Source organism: Pseudomonas syringae group sp. 247E2, assembly GCF_032587795.1.
Lineage (GTDB): Bacteria > Pseudomonadota > Gammaproteobacteria > Pseudomonadales > Pseudomonadaceae > Aquipseudomonas > Aquipseudomonas amygdali.
Genome location: NZ_JAWHPK010000015.1, coordinates 246146 through 263952, shown reverse-complemented (window position 1 = coordinate 263952; position 17807 = coordinate 246146). Strand labels below are relative to the sequence as shown.

Below are 17807 nucleotides of genomic sequence, written 5' to 3'. Positions count from 1 at the left end.
CCCGGTAGCGAGAGGGGTTCCTGCTGATTGTCAGCGTGGCGCGATGTGCACCACCATCAACTGCACGGTTTCGTTGCCACGAAACTCGTTGAGGTCCAGTTTGTAGGCCAGTTCGACCCAGCGAATGTTGGGGTTGGGCCAGATGTCGCGGTCGACGCCGAACGCAATGCCATCGAGCTTAACGCTGCCGCACTCGGTCTTGAGCACCATCTTCAAGTGACGCTCGCCCACCACCCGCTGTTCAACAAGCTGGAATACGCCGTGGAACAAGGGCTCGGGGAAGCGCTGTCCCCAGGGACCGGCGTTGCGCAGTGCGCGGGCCAGTTCCAGATGAAATTCCTCGACGGCCAGCGAACCGTCAGACAGCAGACGTCCGGTCAGGTCCTGCTCATCGAGTTGACGACGCACTTCAAGATCGAACGCTTCGGCAAACGCCGGGAAGTTCTCTTCAGGCAGCGAGAGACCTGCCGCCATGGCGTGGCCGCCGAACTTGCTGATCAGATGCGGATGACTGGCCGCCACAGCGTCCAGCGCATCGCGAATGTGAAACCCCGGCACCGAGCGAGCCGAGCCTTTGAGCACGCCCTCCCCGGCACTGGCGAACGCGATGGTAGGTCGGTGGTAGCGCTCCTTGAGGCGCGAGGCCAGGATACCGATGACACCCTGATGCCATTCGGCATCGAACAGGCACAGGCCGAACGGCATGGACTCCAGCGGCAGGTCCTTGAGCTGCGCGAGCGCTTCACGCTGCATGCCCTGCTCAATGGATTTGCGATCCTGGTTCAACTCGTCCAGTTGCACGGCCATTTCTCGCGCCAGTGTCGAGTCGTCGCAGAGCAGGCATTCAATGCCCAGGCTCATATCGTCCAGGCGCCCCGCCGCGTTCAGGCGTGGCCCGATAATAAACCCCAGATCAGTAGAGGTGATGCGCGAAGACTCACGCCGTGCAACCTCAAGAATCGCGCGCAGCCCGGGCCGGGCACGGCCAGCACGAATACGCATCAGGCCTTGGTGCACCAGAATGCGGTTGTTGGCGTCGAGCGGCACGACATCGGCCACGCTGCCCAACGCGACCAGGTCCAGAAGCTCACCCAGGTTGGGCTGGGCACGCTGGTTGCTCTCGAACCAGCCGGTGTCACGCAAACGCGCACGCAAGGCCATCAACACATAGAAAATAACCCCGACACCGGCCAGCGATTTGCTGGGAAAGGTACAGCCTGGCTGGTTGGGGTTGACGATGGCGTCTGCCGCCGGAAGCTCGTGACCCGGCAAATGGTGGTCGGTGACCAGTACCTGCAAGCCTGCCGCCTTGGCAGCGGCCACACCCTCGACGCTCGAAATGCCGTTATCCACGGTGATCAATAGCTGAGGCTCGCGCTGCAACGCCACTTCGACGATTTCCGGCGTCAGGCCATAACCGTACTCAAAACGGTTAGGCACCAGATAATCGACGTGCGCCGCGCCCAGCAGGCGCAGCCCCAGAACACCCACGGTGCTGGCAGTCGCACCGTCGGCATCGAAATCACCGACAATCAGCATGCGCTGGCCTTCGCGCAGCGCCGTTACCAGCAGATCTACCGCAGCATCGATTCCCTTGAGTTGCTGATAAGGGATCAACCGCGCCAGGCTTTTGTCCAGCTCGGCCTCGCAGGCCACGCCCCTTGCAGCATAAAGACGAGTGAGCAAGGGCGGCAGGTCGCCGAGAAACGGCAAGGTATCGGGCAATAGACGAGGTTCGATGCGCATGCGGGTCAGCTGATTCTCTTTGCAGTGTCGATGAATGTTTTTTCGATCGGAACCGGCGGCTGTCAGCCGCGTTCGCCCGCAAGCCATTGCAACTGGACTTCATGCTGGCCACGGTCGTCGGTGACGAACACCGTTCCTTCACTGATCATCACATCCCACTTGATGACCCGCGGCATATCCTTGGCCAGCACTTCCAGCACGTCCTGCGGGACGGCGGCAATATTGACGTTTTTCAGGTTCTTGATCGCCGGGATGACCTTGCCTTCCCAAACGCGCAAGCTGCCGTAGGCAAGCAGGCTGGTGCGTTCGGTGCGACGCGAGCACCAGGTCAGGCGGTCGGCATCCGGCTGTCCGACTTCAATCCAGTGCAGAACCCGATCATCCAGGCTTTTTTCCCACAGTGCGGGTTCGTCCACATCAGACAGGCCGCGACCGAACGACAATTGTTCGTTGTACCAGAAGGCATAGGCCAGCAGGCGCACGGTCATGCGTTCTTCAGTTTCCGAAGGATGGCGGGCAATGGTCTGTTTGACGCTCTCATACACTCCGCGATCGAGGTCGGTGAGGTTGAGTTCGAATTTGTAGGTCGTGGACGGCTGGGCCATGAACGGGCTTCTAGAGTCTGGAGGTAAGACGGCAAGTCTAACCGATGCCGGGCCTGTGAACGAACTTGCTCGCGCAGGGGATGCAATTGCTCCTGCTTGCGGGCTATACAAAAATCGATAGCCTGAAACAAAATTCTGATACAGATTGGCTTTATAGACGATCTGCTCCGAGTACCTGGATCCCGGCAAGGGACTGCCGAAGCACCTGAATGTGACGCCACAGGCGCAGCGCCACTCAAAGAGCTGCCACTCTACTCCAGTTTGCTGAATCTTTTTCGAGGATGAAACCAGCGAATGTCCCTTCCTGCCTCGTACTGCACAACGGCTCGATTGATGCTCGCCCTGTCGCTGGCTGCCCTGTCATGCGCCAGCCAGGCAAGGGAGACATTGACCTGGCTGATGCGCGACATACCACCTTCGACGATTTTTTCCGGGGTCATGCGCGGGCAAGGTGCCATTGATCAGCTCATGCCTTTGTTAACTGCGCGAATGCCCGAATACGATCACATGCTGATGCGCGTCAATCGTGCCAGGGGCCTGCAGATGCTTAACGACGCCACGTCTCTGAGTTGTGATCCCACCATGCTGTGGACTGAGGAGCGAGCCAGAACCCTGCTCTTCTCCATACCGATCGGCGCCATATTCAGCAGCGGCCTGATTGTACGCAAGGAAGACATGTCGACGTTCGAGCCGTATGTCGAGGACGGAAAAATCGACTTCGCGGCGCTTATGGCCAGCCGGGCGATCAAATTGGGCATAGTCGCCGAACGCAGCTATGGCGAACTGATCGACCATACGCTGCAAGGCGTCGACGAAGATGCGCTGGTGCTCCATTACGGTAACGATGCCACCGGCAGCCTTCTGCAAATGGAACGCCTGGGGCGCCTGCAAGCCTTTATCAGTTTCTGGCCGGAAGCACGCTATCAGGCCATGCAACAAGGTATCAGGCCGGATGAACTGGCCTTCTTGCCGATCAGGGGCAACCCCGCCTACCAATTCGTCTATATCAGTTGCAGCAACTCACCTGAAGGCAAAAAAGCCCTCGCACAGATCAACCGCGAGATGCGTACGTTGCGCGAAAGCAGCCTGATGGGCTTTTACGCGCAGTGGCTGGACCCCGAGCAACGGGCAAGCTACCTGGAAGACGTCAAAGCGCTGTTCGAGAAGAACTGACCACCTAAAAGAAACCCCGGGCAGAGGGGGACCTGCCCGGGGTAAACATGACCATGATGGTCTGTACGCCAACCTTCGATCACCGGAGCACAATGATCAAACCTGACGTAATGGATAGGAGTGCAACGAGCGCTTCAGGTTCCGGCCTTGTTGACGCAAGCCAGACGACTGTTTAGCAACTGTTAAGCAAAAGACGGAGTGCCGATAAACGTTCGGCTGATTGCAGCATTACGCATCGCGGCAATGACGCAGGGTTCGATTCGACCTTCGGCGACCATCAAATCCCGGCGCAGGCCGTCTACTACATCGGTGAGCTGACGCTTGTCGCTCAGTTGATCAGCGCCGAATGTACGCTCGATCACACAGACGCCCGCTTTATCCTTAAGAGTCACCAGACGTTCGCCCCGAGTACCCGCCGGGCCAATAGTGGCCTGATAAGGAGCCAGCGCTTCGCTTAGCAGTAAGCTGATATTTTCCATCCGGATCACCACTCAACAGTTTGAATGCAAAGGTGCTAACCAATGACCGCCGGCGACAGCAGAAAGTTCTTTCTATCGCCTGATCACAGCACCGGTCTGTCATTTCGAGCATGCCTGTTGAATGTGACAAGGAAAAAACCGGAGGCTAATGGCGACAGGAAGTGGGCTTGTAGGAAAACTCAACATAATTACGCTACGCCTCCTACAAGATGCCTATGCTATTGATCACTGCGTTAAACAACCCTGTCGTCTGTAATACCAGTCAGCCTTTTTGATGGAGCCACACCTTGAGCGATTCCACTGATCGCCCGTTGCGCGTCATCGTGGCTGATGACCACCCTATTTTTCTCATCGGCCTGCGTGTCGTACTGGAACAGGACAATCTGGCTACCGTTGTCGCCGAAGCCTGTAATCCGGATGAACTGCTACAGGTACTCGCGCGCCATCCCTGCGATGTGCTGGTGACTGATTTCATGATGCCGGTCGAACTGCAGAACGATGGCTTGCGTCTTTTGCAGCGCATACACCGGGATTTTCCGGCATTGCCGGTGATCGTTGTAACGACACTGAGCAATGCCGGACTTTTCCAGTCCATGCTGGACCTTAACGTGCGCGGCCTGTTGAGCAAGGCCAGCCTTGCCGGAGAACTGCCTGCGGCCATCAGGGGCGTTCAGCGCGGTGAGTTTTTTGTCGCTGATTCCGTGCGCAGGGTGCTGAGGGAAGCCCGTCAGTACGGCCCTGACGCGCTGTTGCCAGCAGAAAAGCTGTCGCCAAGAGAGCTGGAGGTGCTACGCCTGCTCTCGGCGGGTCATACTGTCGGCCAGATCGCTGCGCAGCTCAATCGCAGCAAACAGACTGTCAGCGCACAGAAAGTCGCAGCCATGCGCAAGCTCGGTCTGGCCAACGACGCCGCGCTGTTCATTTATTTGCAGGAAAGCGGCATGTCCTGAGGCCGGCCGTCTGTCAGCATGGCCTGCAGATGAGACTCGCGCTCGGCGGCCCAGCGCACCAACTCTGATGAAGGCATCGGACGCGCAATGAAATAACCCTGAATGGCCGGGTTGCCCAATGCCAGCAGGCTGTGAAAGTCGTCAATCGTTTCGACCCCCTCCACCACTACCGACATGGACAGCCGCTGTGCCATGAGCATGGCTCCAGCCACCACTGCAGACTTGCGCGCATCGTCGGCCATGCCACGTACAAACTCGGTCGGTATCTTCAACTCGCTGAAGGGCAACTGCAGGAGCCTGTCGATGTTCGAAGCGCCCATCCCAAAGTCATCAATAGACAATTTGCAGCCCTGCATGCATAACCTCAACAGGCCCTCCATCTGCCAGGTTTCCGGGCGGGCGGCATCCTGTTCGAGAATCTCCAGGGTCAGCGCAGTTGCCGGCACGCTGTGACGGGTGAGCGCCTGCATGATCTGCCCGGCGAAATCCGCCTGTTGCAGCACTTGCGGGTCGATATTGACCGCAACCGAGAGTACTTCGCCCTGCTCGCGCATGAACTGTGCAGAGAACTGCAGGGCCTGATCCAGCATACGCCAGGTCAACGCAACGGTCAGTTCCTCAGCTTCGATGGCGTCCATGAATCGTCCGGGAGCCAGCAAGCCATGTGTGGGGTGCTGCCAGCGGACCAGCGCCTCGACACCCAGCAACTTGCCCTGCAGATTCACCTTGGGTTGAAAATAGGCAATCCACTGTTCGGCAACAGACGCAACGTCTATGGGCATATTGTCTTTCGGATCAAACAACTCCACGGCAGACAGTGCCCCGAACGCACGCTTTACCGGTGACTGTGGTGCACTCCCGGCACGGCCTGGCCCGTACGCCTCAAGCAGGTCATGGAGTACAGCGGCCGAAGCAGGTTTTTGCACATACCCCAACACTTCCAAACCTTGGCTGAGCGCCAGCTGCGCAACACCTTCCAGCACGCAGGCAGCTGAACTGCTGACGATGATCAGCGCCCTCGCCAACCCGTTTTCGGCCATAAAGCGGATCAGCTCAAGGCCGTCGGGGCCGTCCATCTGCAAGTCACAGATAGCAATGTCGACAGGACCACGGCTTTGCAGGGAAAGCCTGGCAACCTCAACGCTCTCGGCAGCCAGCACATCGAACACCTGATTGGCGTTGAGCATCTGGTGCAGAGCCATCAGCTGGAAAGGATGGTCTTCGAGAATCAGAACCTTGAGTGAGTGCACGGTCACGCCTACGGGAGTCAGAGCCAGCGGCTCAGGGGAACACTTACTGTAGCTCCTCCCGCACGCATGCCCCATAGGACATGTCCTAAACCCGGTAGCGATTAACGTTTTTTTTCAGCACGCATCAATCGCAAGCCGGTGCAATGTCGGGCACTGCCACCAATTGCAACTCGATATCAGCGCGCAGGCCGGTCATCGCAGCCTCCAGCGCCAGCCAGCGCTCAGGCACACTGGCCACACACTCAAGCCGCACACTTTCATCGAGCGCCGCGCACGCCTTGGCCAACGGTACTGCGTCAACCAGACTCGCCGCGCCCTTGAGCCGATGCAGGCAAGCGCTCAAGGCGTTCCAGTCATTTGCCAGCACCGCAGGCTCCAGCAAGGCGTGTTCATGCCTGAGGTTCTTCCACAACTCGCCCAACAACCGTTGCATCTGTTCCGGGTTGGCCCGGGTCATGTTTTGCAGCGTGCTGATGTCGAACGTCGGCTCACGTACCCGATCCGCCAGCTCCTGGGCCAGACGCGCCAGGGAAAGCGGTTTGATCAGCAGACCGTCCATCCCCGCCTGCTCACACCGTGCAGCCTCGTCGCTCATTGCGTTAGCGGTACAGCCAATGACCGGGCAGCGCCGGCGCTGCTCTTTCTCTTCGATCTGTCGAATGGCTTCGGTCAATGCATAACCGCTGATACCCGGCATGTTGCAGTCGGTGATGACCGCATCGAACGGCTCTTCGCACCACCTCGACAGTGCAGCCTTGCCGTCTTCGACAGCCACCACCTGATGGCCAAGAAACTCCAGCTGGCGGGTCAACACCAGCCGGTTGGCCGACATGTCATCGACCACCAACAAGCGAAGGCTGCGCGTATCCACAGGTGCATCCGGGACATCGCTGGAGGGCGAAACCGGCTCGCTTACCCTGACCAGCGGCAAATCGATGTTGACCAGCGTACCCTCGCCCGGCGAGCTGTGCAGGCTGATGTCGCCCTTCATCAACTCCACCAGTTGCCGGGTGATGCTCAGTCCCAGCCCGCTCCCGCCGTAATGGGCGGCAGTGTCATCGCTGGCCTGAATGAAGGGCTGGAATATCTGCTGTTGACGCTCTGGCTCGATACCTTCGCCACTGTCCTGGATAGCGATGCGTACGCGAGATGAGTCATCCAGCGCCACCACCCTCAAGACGACCGACCCTTGCCGGGTGAATTTCAGGGCGTTGCCCAGGACGTTGTGCAGCACCTGACGCAGCCTCAGCGGGTCAAGCCAGTAATCGCCCTGAGCCTGTTCGGAAAATTCCAGCCGCAGTTCCACGTCCTTTTCCCGGGCCTGCGCTGAAAAAAGCTCGATTACGCCCTCGAAAAGAGCCTGCAAGGATGTGACTGTCAATGACAACTGCATGCCGCCCGCTTCGATTCTGGCCAGATCAAGACTTTCGCCAATCAGTGCCACCAGCTCCGTAGCCGAGCGATGGGCGACCTGCAAGCCTTGCGACGGTGTATGCCCCTTGCGTAAAGCGTGTGCGCATTCCAGCTCCAGCAAACCGATGATTGCACCCATTGGGGTACGGATTTCATGACTCATGCTGGCCAGAAAGACACTCTTCGCCTCGTTGGCCTGAGCGGCCAGACGCATTGCTTCCTGGAGCTGCTGCTCAAGCCGCTTGCGCTCGGTGATATCGACCCAGCCGCCCAGCAACCCCTGCAGCTGTCCGTCGGCGGCGAAGAAAGGGACCGTCCATTGCCAGACGTCCATGCGTTTTCCGGACAGTTCAATGGTGCGGTCGGAAAAGACTGGCTGGTGATTTTCCAGCAAATTGAGGTAGTCGGTATGCATCTGCTCAGCCAATGCACGCGATATCAGATTGACATCCGTAAGGCGTCGACCATTCATCTGCTCGAAACTGATGCCAAGGCTCTGCTCGTAGCTACGGTTGCAGGAAATCAGTCGTCCCTTGAGATCGCGAACATAAATCGGATTGGGGATACCATCGAACAAGGCGTGTTTGAAGGCCAGTTGGTCATTGAGCTGCCTTTCAGCCTTGAGGCGCTGGCGAATCTGTACCTTGAGGCGACTGCTCCAGACCAGTGACACCAGCCCGGTCAGTAAGGCCAGGGCCAGTACCCAGAATACCCACTGCGGTATCCGCCCCCAGAGCGAAGGCTGAGGCAGTGCCGAGCCCAGCCACTTCAAGCGGATCGAGCGCAACTCGGCCACCGGGAACTCTTCCAGCGCCTTATTCAGAATGCCCAGCAGTTCGGGCTGGGTCTTGATCACCGAAAACCTGTCGGGTGACCATTGGCCATCGACACTGCGGGCGACCTTCAGTTGCCCGGCCGGGAACAGGTAGGCACCTACTTCATTCTGAATGGTCGCGTCGGCAACACCGCTTTCCACCAGGGCTCGTGCCTGGTCGTAGGTGTCCACCAGACGCAGCTGGATCAAGGGGTGCTCGCGCCTGATCAGGTCCTCGAGCGCATGCCGGGCAGGCAGTGCCAGCACTTTACCGGCCAGACTGTCGAGCGATACTCGGGATGAGCGCTCGGAGCGCACCACGAACATCCAGCTGTTGCCTCCGAACGAATAGGTAAAGTCCAGAAACCGCCGACGCTCGGCATTTTCTGCAAGCGAGGTGTTCATCTCGGCAAGACCGGCACGCAGCACTTCAATGCTCTGCTGCGTGGAAGGCACTTCCTGATGGACAAACTGCAACCCGGTCATGCGTGAGATACGGGACAGCACATCTGCGTTCAGCCCCACCCATTGGCCATTCTTGTCTTTGTAGATGTACGGCGGATGCTGTGTGGTGGCGATGGTCACGCTCGGGTGCTTGAGCAGCCAGCGCCGCTCGGCACCGGTAAGGCGAATGCGTTGTCCCTCCACGTCAGCGCCCAGCCCCATCGTCCAGCGGCCGAGCACTTCACGATCGATCGACGGTTCAATACTGTCCAGCGCACGATTGATGAAGGTCAGCAAGCGCTGCTCATCGTCACGCACTGCAAAAGAAAACCCTACCGGAGGCAACCGGCTTTCGAACTTGATCTGCAATCCGAGATAAGGACGCAGGGCGGTGTAGGCCCGGACAATGACTTCGTTGCCGATAAAAGCGTCGACCTCGCCTTGGCTCAAGGCCTCCAGAGCACTGTAGAGGTTAGGCGCGATAATCAGCTCGCTGTCAGGATAAACGCGGTGAGCGACGTCCGAGTCGGCATAGCCATCAAGCAGCACAACCTTCTTGCCGGCCAGGCTTGGCGGCGGGCTCAGATCGTTGCCACGACCGACGACAACAGATCGGTCAGGCATGTATTCGGTTGAGAACGACAGCCCTTTCACGCCCCGCTCAAAGCCATTGGCGCTGGTCAGCAGGTCTATCTTGCCGTCGTGCAATGCCTCGATGGCCTCGTCACGCCTGGCAAACCCGGTCACCTGCACCGGAATGTTCAACTGGTCGCTGACCAACCCCAGATAGTCGGCACTGATGCCCTGATAACGGTTGCGGTCACTGGTGATATCAATCGGCTCGTAGTCGGCAATCGCAATGCCGACCCGAAGTACCTTGCGCTGATCTAGCCATGCACGATCCTGATCTGTGAGGGCCAGATCCGCTGAAGCCACGAAAGGGGCTGTCAGGGTAAACGGCAAGCTTTGCGCCGCATCGGCTGGCCCGACAAAAACCAGCGCCAACAACATGCATGCCATGCGCCATGCGCGGCCTCTCAATGTGCTGTCTGCCTCCCTGACTACGCTTTGCATGCTTGCCTGCTTCACTACAAATGACCCAACTCTATGGTTCGAAAACCAGCGAAGTTTGGCACGTAGAAACAGAAAGGCCCGCCAAGTGGCGGGCCTAAAGTTGTTACACGACGCTTCTGTCAGAGCGGTTTGCCGCGACTGCCATGCTGGCTGACAAATGCCTGTATGGCTTTCAGGTCATTTGGCAGCACAGTGCAGCGCTCGTCACGCTCGAACAAATCAGACAAATGTGCAGGTAGCTCAAGCGCTTTTCCTACACCGGCCTTCTCCACTGCCTCCGGAAACTTGACCGGATGCGCCGTACCCAGAATCACCATCGGCGTGTCCAGGCTGCGACGGCATTCGCGAGCAGCCTTCACCCCGATAGCGGTATGCGGATCAAGCAGTTCGCCGGTGCTGGCAAACACTTCAGCAATGGTCGTGCAGGTGTCCTCATCGCTGACTGCCAGCGAATCGAACAGTTTGCGGGTTTCGGTCCAGCGCTCTTCTTCGACACTGAAACCGCCGCCCTGCCTGAACGTGCTCATCAACTCGGCAATGGCAGAACCGTTGCGACCGTGCATATCGAACAACAGGCGTTCGAAGTTCGACGACACCATGATGTCCATGGAAGGCGACAACGTAGCGTGCAGGGTTTCCTTGACGTACTGATTGCCGCTCATGAAACGGTGCAGAATGTCGTTGCGGTTGGTGGCGACGATCAGTTGATTGACCGGCAGCCCCATGTTGCGTGCCAGGTAACCGGCAAAGATATCGCCGAAGTTGCCGGTCGGAACCGAGAACGATACCGAGCGCGCGGGACCGCCCAACTGCAGCGATGCATGGAAGTAGTAGACGATCTGGGCCATGATTCGCGCCCAGTTGATCGAGTTGACGGCGACCAGACGCGTGCCCTTCAGGAAGCCCTGATCGGCGAAGCTGGCCTTGACCATTTCCTGGCAGTCGTCGAAGTTGCCTTCTACTGCAATGTTGTGGATGTTGTCGCCAAAGATGGTGGTCATCTGCCGGCGCTGGACATCCGATACCCGATTGTTCGGGTGCAGAATGAAAATGTCGACGTTGTCACAGCGACGGCAGCCTTCGATGGCTGCAGAGCCGGTGTCACCCGAGGTAGCGCCGATGATCACCACACGCTCGCCACGCTTGGCCAGCACGTAGTCCAGCAAGCGGCCGAGCAATTGCAGCGCAAAGTCCTTGAACGCCAGGGTAGGACCGTGGAACAGCTCAAGTACCCACTCGTTGCCATTCAACTGACGCAACGGTGCTACCGCACTGTGGGCGAAGACACCGTAGGTCTCTTCAAGAATTTTTTTGAAATCGGCATCCGGGATGCTGCCAGCTACAAAGGGGCGCATCACCCGGAAGGCAAGTTCGTGATACGGCAGACCGGCCCAGGAGGCGATCTCTTCCTGAGTGAAGCGTGGCAGGTTTTCCGGCACATACAGGCCGCCGTCGCTGGCCAGACCAGTCAACAGCACGTCTTCGAAGTTCAGGGCCGGCGCCTGGCCGCGAGTACTGATATAGCGCATGGGATCAAACCTTTGGTTTGAGCTGAAAGCCTCAAGCTTCAAGCCTCAAGCTCAAAACGACTGGCGTCTGACTTGTAGCTTGAAGCTGACGGTTCGCAGCTGGTGTTAATTAAGATGTTCTACGCGAATACGAACCACCGGGCCAACCACGTCCTGAAGAGCTTCCAGGGCCTGAATGGCGTCATTGATGCGCTGCTCCACAACACGGTGCGTCAACAGGATCATCGGCACCAGACCATCGTGCTCCTCGACTTCCTTTTGCATGATCGACTCTATATTGATGCCGCGCTCGGACAGGATGCTCGCCACCTGGGCCAGCACGCCCGGGTGATCCTTGGCCTGGATGCGCAGGTAGTAGGCACTTTCACAGGCTTCGATCGGCAGAATCGGGTGCGCGGACAGCGAATCGGGCTGGAAGGCCAGATGCGGCACACGGTTTTCCGGATCGGATGTCATCGCCCGCACCACGTCCACCAGATCGGCCACCACGGAGGACGCCGTAGGCTCCATACCGGCACCGGCACCGTAGAACAGCGTCGAGCCGGACGCATCGCCATTGACCATCACCGCGTTCATCACGCCGTTGACGTTGGCAATCAGGCGATCGGCCGGGATCAGCGTCGGGTGTACGCGTAGCTCGATGCCCTGGGCCGTGCTGCGTGCAACGCCCAGGTGCTTGATGCGATAGCCCAGCGCTTCAGCGTAGTTCACGTCGGCGGTGGTCAGTTTGGTGATGCCTTCGGTGTAGGCCTTGTCGAACTGCAATGGGATGCCGAAGGCAATGGAGGCCAGAATGGTCAGCTTGTGCGCTGCATCGATACCCTCAACGTCGAAGGTCGGATCAGCCTCTGCATACCCCAGCGCCTGGGCTTCGGCCAGAACATCCGGGAAGGTACGGCCCTTCTCGCGCATTTCGGTGAGGATGAAGTTTCCAGTGCCGTTGATAATGCCTGCAACCCAATTGATACGGTTTGCCGACAGCCCTTCGCGAATGGCTTTGATGACCGGGATGCCGCCAGCGACAGCTGCTTCAAAAGCAACGATTACGCCCTTTTCACGCGCTTTGGCGAAAATTTCGTTGCCGTGAACCGCAATCAGCGCCTTGTTGGCAGTCACCACGTGCTTGCCATGCTCGATGGCCTTGAGCACCAGATCACGGGCGATGGTGTAGCCACCGATCAATTCAACGACGATGTCGATTTCAGGGTTGGTCGCAACGGCAAACACATCACTGGTAGTAGGCGTACCGGCAATCTGGCAGTTGGGGTTTGGTGTACGAACCGCAATTTGCGCAACTTCGATTCCTCGCCCGGCACGGCGGGCGATCTCCTCGGCGTTACGCTGAAGTACGTTGAAAGTACCGCCACCGACAGTACCCAGCCCACATATGCCTACTTTGACCGGTTTCACTGATGAACTCCCCGAAAAACAGCTGATGCTTGATCAGCCGTGAAATCCGCCGCACGTTGCCATACGGCTACAAATGTGAAGAGGCACCAAAAACACGGCCTCGTGTAGCGCATGCTCATATGAAGCATGCTGATGTGACAAAGCGTTATTTGGCGCCCATTGCCAGTTTGGCAACCTGAGCAGCAGGCTGATAGCCCGGAATCACCTGACCGTCGGCGAGGACAATCGCAGGGGTGCCGTTGACGCCGATCGACTGGCCCAGCTCATATTGCTTGCTCACCGGATTATCGCACTTGGCGGCCTTGATGTCCTTGCCGTCTACCATGCGGTCCATGGCGCTTTTGCGGTCCTTGGAACACCACACGGCCTGCAATTGCTCGTCACCCGGAGAACCCAGGCCTTGGCGCGGGAATGCCATGTAACGGACTTCAACGCCCATTTTGTTCAACTGCCCGACTTCTTCGTGCAGTTTGTGGCAATACGGGCAGGTAGTGTCGGTGAATACCGTGATGTGCGATTTGGTCTCGCCCACCGCCGGGTAGATCACCATTTCAGAAAGCGGAATGGCGTTGATGGTCTTGGCAATGGCCAGACGTTCGGTCTTCTCGGTCAAGTTGACCGGCTTGCCGTTCTGCACCTGAAACAGGTAACCCTGAACCACAAACTGGCCGTCGGCACTGGCATACAGCACACGACCGCCCTTGAGCTTCACTTCATAAAGACCGTTGAGCGGGCTCGGCGAAATACTCTCGACCGGCAACTGCAATTCCAGCGAATCAAGGGTCTTGCGGATGGCCTGATCGGGGGCTGCATCAGCCAGGGCAGACATACTGAATGTGCCGGCCAGCAGTAAAGCGGCGGCAGCGAAAATCTGGGGCAAACGCATGGAAACTCCTATGACGACGGGCAGACTGGCGGCAGTCGAAAAAAGGGGCGCCAGCCTTGATATGCGAAACCGGCAAAGCCTACCACATAAGGCTCGCGGGGCCGACAGGCCGTCGTCACTCGGGATGTTTCCAGGATGGATTAGAGATTTTTCCTGCGCAGATCGGAATGGGGACCTTTGCAGCCCCCATTGTCAGCGAACGCTTCACTCACGCTCTACCTTTTGACCGAACCGTCTGCGTTATAGCGCTCAATGATCGTCAACTTTAACAGCGCATCCTTGCCATCACAATCGGTCATATATGCAAACCACTTACCACCGGGAAAATCCTCGCGCTTATAAGTCTGCATAAAATTCTTACTTCTGTCAGATCTCAAATAGACACGCTGCTCATCCTTATCGATAGAAAAAGCTTCACCTTGCCTGCCAGATATCTGAGCAATATAGGCCATACCTCGATTTTTTGTTCCTGTAACCCAACCCTGAGCATTTACGCCTATGTAAACAGGCGCAGGCTTCTCAAGTGAATCAGGCGCAGGCACAACTTTCTCTGAGGACTCAGTAGCCCGCTCATTTTCCTTGGTGTCCCGAGGAAGAAGATCTTCAAAATAAAAAAAATCATCGCCAATTTCAAAATTAAACTCATGACCGTCACTGTCGAGGCGCCCCTCCGAACTGGGATCCTGATGATGAAAATCACCTTTAAATAGCAAAAGATAAGAACCGTTATCCCCTGCTGAAAAAAAGACTTTTAACGAGTCTTTCTCCATTGTATTTGCACAAAGCTCATTGTGCGCTTCAACGCTGGCCCCGTTGTTAGCAATTTTGGAAAAGGCCAGCACGGCACCATCATCTAAATCAAGCATCGCCAAAAACGAATGCTCTTTCTTATCGTAATTCATATCAATCATCCTTGATAGCTAATTTTAAAAACCTCATGCAAAGGATAGCCAAACAAATAAAAACCATCTATTTACCGCAAGAATTATTGGTAATAATCGCCGATGAAAAGCGCATCATCTGGCCTATAGTCTGATACCGCAAAGTAACTAACCCCGCGGGTGATGCTTCGCATGCATCTCCTGCAACCGCGCACGTGCCACATGGGTATAAATCTGGGTCGTCGAAAGATCGCTGTGCCCCAGCAACATCTGCACCACACGCAAGTCAGCGCCGTGATTAAGCAGATGGGTGGCGAATGCGTGGCGCAGGGTATGCGGTGACAGGGATTTGCCGATGCCCGCAACCGTTGCCTGATACTTTATGCGGTGCCAGAAGGTCTGCCGGGTCATCTGGTCGCCTCGGGTGCTGGGGAACAGTACGTCGCTGGGTTTCCCGCCCAGTAACTCGTCGCGGGCACCGCGCAGGTAGCGCTCGACCCAGACGATGGCCTCTTCGCCCATGGGCACCAGCCGTTCCTTGCTGCCTTTGCCCATCACCCGCAGTACGCCCTGGCGCAGGTTGACCTGTTCCAGTGTCAGGCTGATCAGTTCGGTCACGCGCAGACCGCAGGCATACAGCACTTCAAGCATGGCACGGTCACGCTCGCCGATGGGCTCACTCAGGTCGGGTGCTGCCAGCAGCGCTTCGACGTCGGCTTCGGAGAGTGACTTGGGCAATGGCTTGCCCAGCTGAGGCATATCAATCTGCAGAGTTGGATCGAGCGTGATGAGTTTTTCACGCAGCAAGTACCGATAGAAGCCTCGGGCACCGGATAAAAAACGTGCTGTAGAGCGCGGTTTGTAGGCATTTTCAACGCGCCACGCAAGATGATCGAGGATGACCTCGCGTCCGGCACTGGGCAGATCAACGTTGCGCTCCTGCAGCCAGCCATTGAACAACGCCAGGTCACTGCGGTAGGAATCGCGGGTGTTATCGGACAGCCCCTTTTCAAGCCAGAGCGCATCCAGAAACCGGTCAATCAGCGGGTGGTCGATGGCAGCCATTTCAACTCAGTATGTGTGCGTGTACGCCAAAAACGAATTTTCAAACATCAGATAGCAAAAAGGCAGCCCGAAGGCTGCCTTTTTTATGCATCGAAAAACTGTATCAGGACAGTTTTTCCTTGATGCGCGCTGCTTTACCGGACAGGTCACGCAGGTAGTACAGTTTGGCCTTGCGAACGTCACCGCGACGTTTCACAGCCATGCTGTCGATTTGCGGGCTGTAAGTCTGGAAAGTACGCTCAACGCCAACACCGTTGGAGATTTTACGAACAGTGAAAGCACTGTTCACGCCACGGTTACGCTTGGCAATTACAACGCCTTCGAATGCTTGCAGACGAGCGCGGTCGCCTTCCTTCACTTTAACCTGAACGACGATGGTGTCGCCTGGTGCAAAGGTAGGGATCTCTTTGGTCATCTGCTCTGCTTCGAGGGCAAGAATGATTTTGTTAGTCATGCTGGTGCTCCTAAGGTAATCCGTATGGATCGACCATCGATACGTTAACTATCGTCCCGCTCGCGGATGTATTCCGCCAGCAGCTTCTTCTCTTCTCCAGAAAGCGAGCGGCTTTCCAGAAGATCAGCGCGTCGTTCATAGGTCCGCCCAAGGGACTGCTGTAAACGCCAACGCCGGATGTGCGCGTGATTGCCACTTAGCAACACGTCGGGAACACGCTGATCCGCATACACCTCAGGTCGGGTGTAGTGCGGGCAATCCAGCAGACCGTCCGTGAAGGAATCTTCCTCCGCGGAGTCCACATGCCCTAAAGCTCCAGGCAGCAGCCGCGTAACCGCGTCAATCAGGACCATAGCCGGCAGCTCGCCACCGGAAAGAACATAGTCACCAATCGACCACTCTTCATCGACATGAGCATCAATAAAACGCTCGTCAATGCCTTCATAACGACCGGCGATGAGGATAATCGCTTCCTCCTGCGCCAGTTCGCGTACCGCAGACTGATTCAGCTGGCGGCCTTGTGGCGACAGGTAAATAACCTTCGCCGCATCCCCTGCCGCTTGCCTGGCCTGAACCAGAGCATCTTCGAGGGGCTTGATCTTCATCACCATGCCAGGACCACCGCCAAATGGGCGATCATCCACAGTGTGATGGCGATCAGTGGTGTAATCCCGCGGATTCCAACAAGTCAGCTGCAACAGCCCTTGTTTCACCGCACGGCTGGTAATGCCGTATTCGCTGATGGCGGAAAACATCTCGGGAAACAGACTGATGACTTCTATGCGCAGGCTGGCCATGGCATTCAGAAGTCCGCGTCCCAATCCACCTTCATCTCGCCAGCAGCCATATCGATTGCCAACACACATTGCTCCGTATAGGGCAACAGGCGTTCACGATCATCCAGGCTACCCGCGCAGGGCTTTACAACCATTACATCGTTCGAACCGGTTTCGAGCAGGTGATCGATTTTCCCGAGCAGTTGCCCGAGTTGGTCGATGACCTTGAGGCCTTCAAGCTGGTACCAGTAGTACTCGCCATCGTCCAGATCAGGGAACAGGTTACGCGGCACGCAGATTTCGTAACCGGAGAGAAGACGAGCTTCTTCACGATCATCGAGACCTTTGAGCTTTGCTACCAGAAACTTGCTTTGCAAGCGTCCGCTGACCAGCTCCACCTGTTTCTCAACGCTGCCTTCGCGCCGAAGCGTCCAGGTTTTGTAGTCCAACAGGTTTCCAATCGGATCAGTAAAGGAAAAGACCTTCACTTCGCCGCGAACGCCATGAACCGAGTAAATCTTGCCAATGACGATCAGATCGTCGGCAGATGCAGGCGTCGCGTTCATAAGACTCAGGCCGCGGCCTTGGTCTTGTTGTGCTCTTTGAGCAGCTGGGCAACGCGCTCGGAAGTTTGTGCACCAACGCTCAACCAGTAGTTGACGCGTTCTTCGTTAACGGACAGACGGATTTCCTGACCACGGGCAACCGGGTTGAAGAAACCAACCTGTTCCTTGTGGGAACCGTCACGAGCGTTGCGGCTGTCGGTTACGGTCAAGTGGTAAAACGGGCGCTTTTTGGAGCCGCCAAGGGCAAGACGGATGGTTAGCATTGAACATCGTTCCTGTAGTCGGTGCTGCA

Annotated in this window: 16 protein-coding genes; 2 read left to right on the top strand and 14 right to left on the bottom strand. The window is 57.2% G+C overall.

Annotation, left to right across the window (positions count from 1 at the left end; translation table 11 throughout):
• Positions 1 to 30: 30 nt before the first annotated feature.
• Positions 31 to 1746, bottom strand: a complete 1716-nt coding sequence (gene recJ, locus RYC18_RS16400) for a single-stranded-DNA-specific exonuclease RecJ (RefSeq protein WP_316886497.1) — start codon at positions 1744 to 1746, stop codon at positions 31 to 33.
• Positions 1747 to 1808: 62 nt separating this feature from the next.
• Entirely contained in the window at positions 1809 to 2351 is a 543-nt protein-coding gene (locus RYC18_RS16395) for a YaeQ family protein (RefSeq protein WP_002554774.1), read from the bottom strand.
• A gap of 333 nt (positions 2352 to 2684) precedes the next feature.
• Here RYC18_RS16395 and RYC18_RS16390 point away from each other — a divergent pair, with 333 nt between their 5' ends.
• Positions 2685 to 3524, top strand: a complete 840-nt coding sequence (locus tag RYC18_RS16390; protein WP_316886550.1) for a TIGR02285 family protein — start codon at positions 2685 to 2687, stop codon at positions 3522 to 3524.
• A 182-nt stretch (positions 3525 to 3706) separates the two neighbouring features.
• Here RYC18_RS16390 and RYC18_RS16385 read toward each other — a convergent pair whose 3' ends face one another.
• A complete protein-coding gene (locus tag RYC18_RS16385; protein ID WP_004656356.1) occupies positions 3707 to 4003 on the bottom strand; it encodes a DUF3509 domain-containing protein in 297 nt (98 codons plus the stop codon).
• A 287-nt stretch (positions 4004 to 4290) separates the two neighbouring features.
• On the opposite strand from RYC18_RS16385, the gene RYC18_RS16380 reads away from it, so the two are divergent.
• A complete protein-coding gene (locus RYC18_RS16380) occupies positions 4291 to 4953 on the top strand; it encodes a response regulator transcription factor (protein ID WP_005743385.1) in 663 nt (220 codons plus the stop codon).
• Here RYC18_RS16380 and RYC18_RS16375 read toward each other — a convergent pair.
• From RYC18_RS16375 to rpsP, 11 genes are all read right to left on the bottom strand, one after another.
• Positions 4926 to 6155 carry an EAL domain-containing protein gene (locus RYC18_RS16375; protein WP_230848561.1) on the bottom strand — a complete coding sequence of 410 codons (1230 nt, stop codon included), beginning with the start codon at positions 6153 to 6155 and terminating at the stop codon, positions 4926 to 4928. The two genes, RYC18_RS16380 and RYC18_RS16375, sit on opposite strands and share 28 nt — an antisense overlap.
• Before the next feature lie 172 nt (positions 6156 to 6327).
• On the bottom strand, positions 6328 to 9885 hold the full coding sequence (locus tag RYC18_RS16370) for an ATP-binding protein (protein ID WP_316886549.1): 3558 nt from the start codon (positions 9883 to 9885) through the stop codon (positions 6328 to 6330).
• Positions 9886 to 10067: 182 nt separating this feature from the next.
• On the bottom strand, positions 10068 to 11477 hold the full coding sequence (gene thrC / locus RYC18_RS16365) for a threonine synthase (protein ID WP_316886496.1): 1410 nt from the start codon (positions 11475 to 11477) through the stop codon (positions 10068 to 10070).
• A 105-nt stretch (positions 11478 to 11582) separates the two neighbouring features.
• Positions 11583 to 12887 carry a homoserine dehydrogenase gene (locus RYC18_RS16360; protein ID WP_002552527.1) on the bottom strand — a complete coding sequence of 435 codons (1305 nt, stop codon included), beginning with the start codon at positions 12885 to 12887 and terminating at the stop codon, positions 11583 to 11585.
• 145 nt (positions 12888 to 13032) lie between these two features.
• On the bottom strand, positions 13033 to 13773 hold the full coding sequence (dsbC, locus tag RYC18_RS16355; RefSeq protein ID WP_002552526.1) for a bifunctional protein-disulfide isomerase/oxidoreductase DsbC: 741 nt from the start codon (positions 13771 to 13773) through the stop codon (positions 13033 to 13035).
• Positions 13774 to 13988: 215 nt separating this feature from the next.
• Positions 13989 to 14675 (bottom strand): hypothetical protein, encoded by a 687-nt coding sequence (locus RYC18_RS16350; RefSeq protein WP_316886495.1) that lies wholly within the window; start codon positions 14673 to 14675, stop codon positions 13989 to 13991.
• Between the two features lie 147 nt (positions 14676 to 14822).
• Positions 14823 to 15719 carry a site-specific tyrosine recombinase XerD gene (xerD, locus tag RYC18_RS16345; protein ID WP_316886494.1) on the bottom strand — a complete coding sequence of 299 codons (897 nt, stop codon included), beginning with the start codon at positions 15717 to 15719 and terminating at the stop codon, positions 14823 to 14825.
• A 103-nt stretch (positions 15720 to 15822) separates the two neighbouring features.
• Positions 15823 to 16173, bottom strand: a complete 351-nt coding sequence (gene rplS, locus RYC18_RS16340) for a 50S ribosomal protein L19 (RefSeq protein ID WP_002552524.1) — start codon at positions 16171 to 16173, stop codon at positions 15823 to 15825.
• A gap of 44 nt (positions 16174 to 16217) precedes the next feature.
• Positions 16218 to 16970 (bottom strand): tRNA (guanosine(37)-N1)-methyltransferase TrmD, encoded by a 753-nt coding sequence (trmD, locus tag RYC18_RS16335; protein WP_002552523.1) that lies wholly within the window; start codon positions 16968 to 16970, stop codon positions 16218 to 16220.
• Between the two features lie 5 nt (positions 16971 to 16975).
• Positions 16976 to 17515, bottom strand: a complete 540-nt coding sequence (gene rimM / locus RYC18_RS16330) for a ribosome maturation factor RimM (protein ID WP_002552522.1) — start codon at positions 17513 to 17515, stop codon at positions 16976 to 16978.
• Between the two features lie 5 nt (positions 17516 to 17520).
• Positions 17521 to 17778: a 30S ribosomal protein S16 gene (rpsP, locus tag RYC18_RS16325; protein WP_002552521.1), complete on the bottom strand. Its 258-nt coding sequence runs from the start codon at positions 17776 to 17778 to the stop codon at positions 17521 to 17523.
• Positions 17779 to 17807 lie beyond the last annotated feature (29 nt).